Annotated in this window: 5 protein-coding genes; all 5 read left to right on the top strand. The window is 50.0% G+C overall.

Going from position 1 to position 2830, the window contains the following annotated elements; all coding sequences use genetic code 11:
- Positions 1–378: hypothetical protein (locus D6694_13335; GenBank protein ID RMH37278.1), on the top strand; the 378-nt coding region annotated here is incomplete at its 5' end.
- 51 nt (positions 379–429) lie between these two features.
- On the top strand, positions 430–960 hold the full coding sequence (locus tag D6694_13330; protein ID RMH37277.1) for a hypothetical protein: 531 nt from the start codon (positions 430–432) through the stop codon (positions 958–960).
- A 170-nt stretch (positions 961–1130) separates the two neighbouring features.
- Positions 1131–1475, top strand: coding sequence for a transposase (locus D6694_13325; GenBank protein RMH37276.1), 345 nt, complete (start codon positions 1131–1133; stop codon positions 1473–1475).
- The gene (locus tag D6694_13320) at positions 1475–2008 is read left to right on the top strand and encodes a hypothetical protein (GenBank protein RMH37275.1); all 534 of its coding nucleotides are present in this window, start codon (positions 1475–1477) and stop codon (positions 2006–2008) included. Before D6694_13325 ends, D6694_13320 begins: the two co-directional genes overlap by 1 nt.
- A 15-nt stretch (positions 2009–2023) precedes the next feature.
- A complete protein-coding gene (locus D6694_13315; protein RMH37274.1) occupies positions 2024–2542 on the top strand; it encodes a hypothetical protein in 519 nt (172 codons plus the stop codon).
- Positions 2543–2830 lie beyond the last annotated feature (288 nt).

Raw genomic sequence — 2830 nt, 5'->3', positions numbered from 1 at the left:
GCTGGGACAACGGCAAAGGAAATCGGTGCACAGATCATTCGTACCGCCAGCGGGCTGTTCCAAGCTATCAATGTAACTGTGGGCACAACGACACATGTAAGCATGACATTTTCTTTGCCCAAGACAACTGCTTCCTGGGTAACCGTTGCTTGGTTTCATTCCCATCCGCCAGGGAGTGGAGCTGTTAATTATCGATTATCAGCTGCTGGGGAAGGAATTGGGGGTGAAAACGATATAGGGACTCTCAAGAAACTAAAGAAGCGGCTGGGCTTCGCTATAGACGCTCTGCTAGGGACGCCTGGCGGGGGACTGCTAAGTTTTGGGCCGCCAGAATATGCAGTGCCGATTCAGCTGTTTCCAGATGGGTGTGTATTCTAAGAAGGTCATATGATGAATAAGAGGAAACGACAGGTTGTATGGCGATACGCTATGGCTGCCTTTATCGGGTGGATGACCTTTGCCGCCTCAGTTGTAAATTGTCCTGCGTATGCTGCATGTCCGCGTAATGGCACAGATAAGGAAAGACGAGAAAGTCAAACCCTATCTGATAGGCCGTTGTTGATAAAGGAAGCTAATATTTCGGTAATGGATCCTGTTACTGGTAAATCTTACCATGTTTATGTAAACCTTCGAAAAAATATAGATGTGCGGGTTAATGGAAAGAAAATGCCGCGCCTCTTGCGTAGATCTATTTCATCTGATGTTGGAAATTCTGTTATCTCAGATATTAAAGTGCGGTTTTCTAAGGATATGATAGAGGAATTAGAAATTATCATTAAAGTTTGTATATTTGATAGTCATTCTCAAGAGCATAACAAATATATCGATAAGTTGTATTGTTGTAGTATCGGTGATATGTCTATTTCATTTTATCCAAAAAATGGGGGGTTCATGGCGGACTTGGTACATGACGATCAGCTTACGATATACAGATGCCCTGAGTTCCAATCTTGTAATTAGAGTTAAATAATATTGTTTAATGGTCATGTGGTGTCTTTTAGCGCACCGTGTAGTGCCAGAGAGTATGACTTGGGTGATATAGGAAGCCCTAACCTTTAGCTAGGTCATGTACTCGTGGGGGGCTCTGTGGAGGGCTGTGTTTCAAACTTCCACACTGCGGGAGTTTGAAGATGAAAGGTCGCCATGATTTGACGGATGTGAAGTGGGCGCTGATTGCGCCGCTGCTGCCGAACAAACGGTGCGGGATGCTGCAGGTTGATGACCGCCGGATGATCAGCGGCATTTTCTCCATTCTGAGCACTGGGGCGCTATGGCATAATCTGCCCGAGTGCTGCGGCGCTGTACACGACAATCTACAGCCGCTGACCCAAGGCGGGGGGCTGGCTGCGGGTGCTCGATGTCCTGGTCAAGCATTCTCCGAGCTCGCTTGGCCTCATCGGCTCCCCGATTGTGCGCTCCCATCAACACGCCGCAGGCGGGAAAAGGCAGCAGCGACGCCTTTCAGGACGCCCTGATGCAGCTGGAGGAGGTGCTGCAGAGGTTTGTTGAGGCGCTCAAGGCGCTGCAGGAGCGACTGTGTGCGCTTCAGAAGACGAAGGGAGGGCAGATTGCCCGTTCGGGTCTTGATGTGTTCAAGAGGGGCGGCGAGATCATCACGGACGTAGGCTCCCTGCTGACGGATCTGGGTATAGCCGCCTCTGTTGAAGGATCGCTTGTTCTGGGACCAGAAGCAGGAGTTCCAGTCGGTGGCACAGCCTTTACCGCCGGGACATTCTTGGCTGGCGTTGGAGGGGCAATCATGAGGGTATCCTCGTTCGGACTGGCTTTTCTAGGCGACTTTCGCACGGGGGCGAAGCTTTTTTTGGACAGCCTTGGTGGGCGGCTTGTCAAAGGAGTGACAGCGCCTCGGGCGTTGATAAAACAGATTGGTACGCTTGGGCGCGACGAGGCGACGCATCTGCTGCAGAGCGCTATTGGCAGGCAGATTGACAGGCTTGAGGAGGCGCTTCTGGACGCGGCAAGACTGCAGGACTGCAAGGATCTGTGAGCGAGGAGGCGGGCTGTGAGGGAGCGCAGGTCGTTCCGGATCGTCAAGTGGCTGTTTGTCGTCGCGATGATCGACATTGCGGGATCCGTTGTTTTTATCCTCTCCTATCCCCGATGGTATTTCATGATTCCGGCGGTACTCGTCGCCATCAAGGCGCATATCATGTTTGCGGCGGTAAATGCAGGGCTTTCCAAGGATGCAGGGTTGAAAGAGGTTCTAAAAGCGTATATGCCTGATGAGGAAATTTGTAATCAAAATACAGACTCATTCCGTAAATCGATGGTTTATTTGCGCAAATTCACCATATTGGCATATGGGGATCCAGTAATATATTTAATATCTTGGATTGTCGGTACGGGACTATCTTTATTGATAATTGTATTAACAGGAAGGGAAGTTAATGAAGATTTTGCTTTGGGAGCATTTATTTGGATTACTGCAGTGTTCTTAATTGAATCAACAATTAGTTTTGTAATCATGTTGCGATCCACACTTTCCTATATTACTCTCATTATTAAGAAAATATTCTTCTGAAGAAATTTCCTGCACAGCCCGGGGTGACGGTTTCGAGGCGGTGACGGTGTCGTAAATGACAGAGCGGGTGATATTAGAAATAGATGCAAGCGATCATTCTCTCGTGCAGGCAAAGACACCGTCTCGCTGAATTGATGTAGCATACGTACAAAGATATCTATCACTGGGCGGTGACGACGGCAGGCGGGGCGGCGTCGGTGAACGGTCTGGACCAGCTCACCGCCAGCGGCGGCACCAGCCTCACCTATGACGGGCGCGGCAATCTTGCGGGCCGGGGTGCGTGGGGCT

Source organism: Gammaproteobacteria bacterium (assembly GCA_003696665.1).
GTDB lineage: Bacteria > Pseudomonadota > Gammaproteobacteria > Enterobacterales.
The sequence above is the reverse complement of the archived record's forward strand: the minus strand, read 5'-3'. Positions and strand labels throughout refer to the sequence as shown.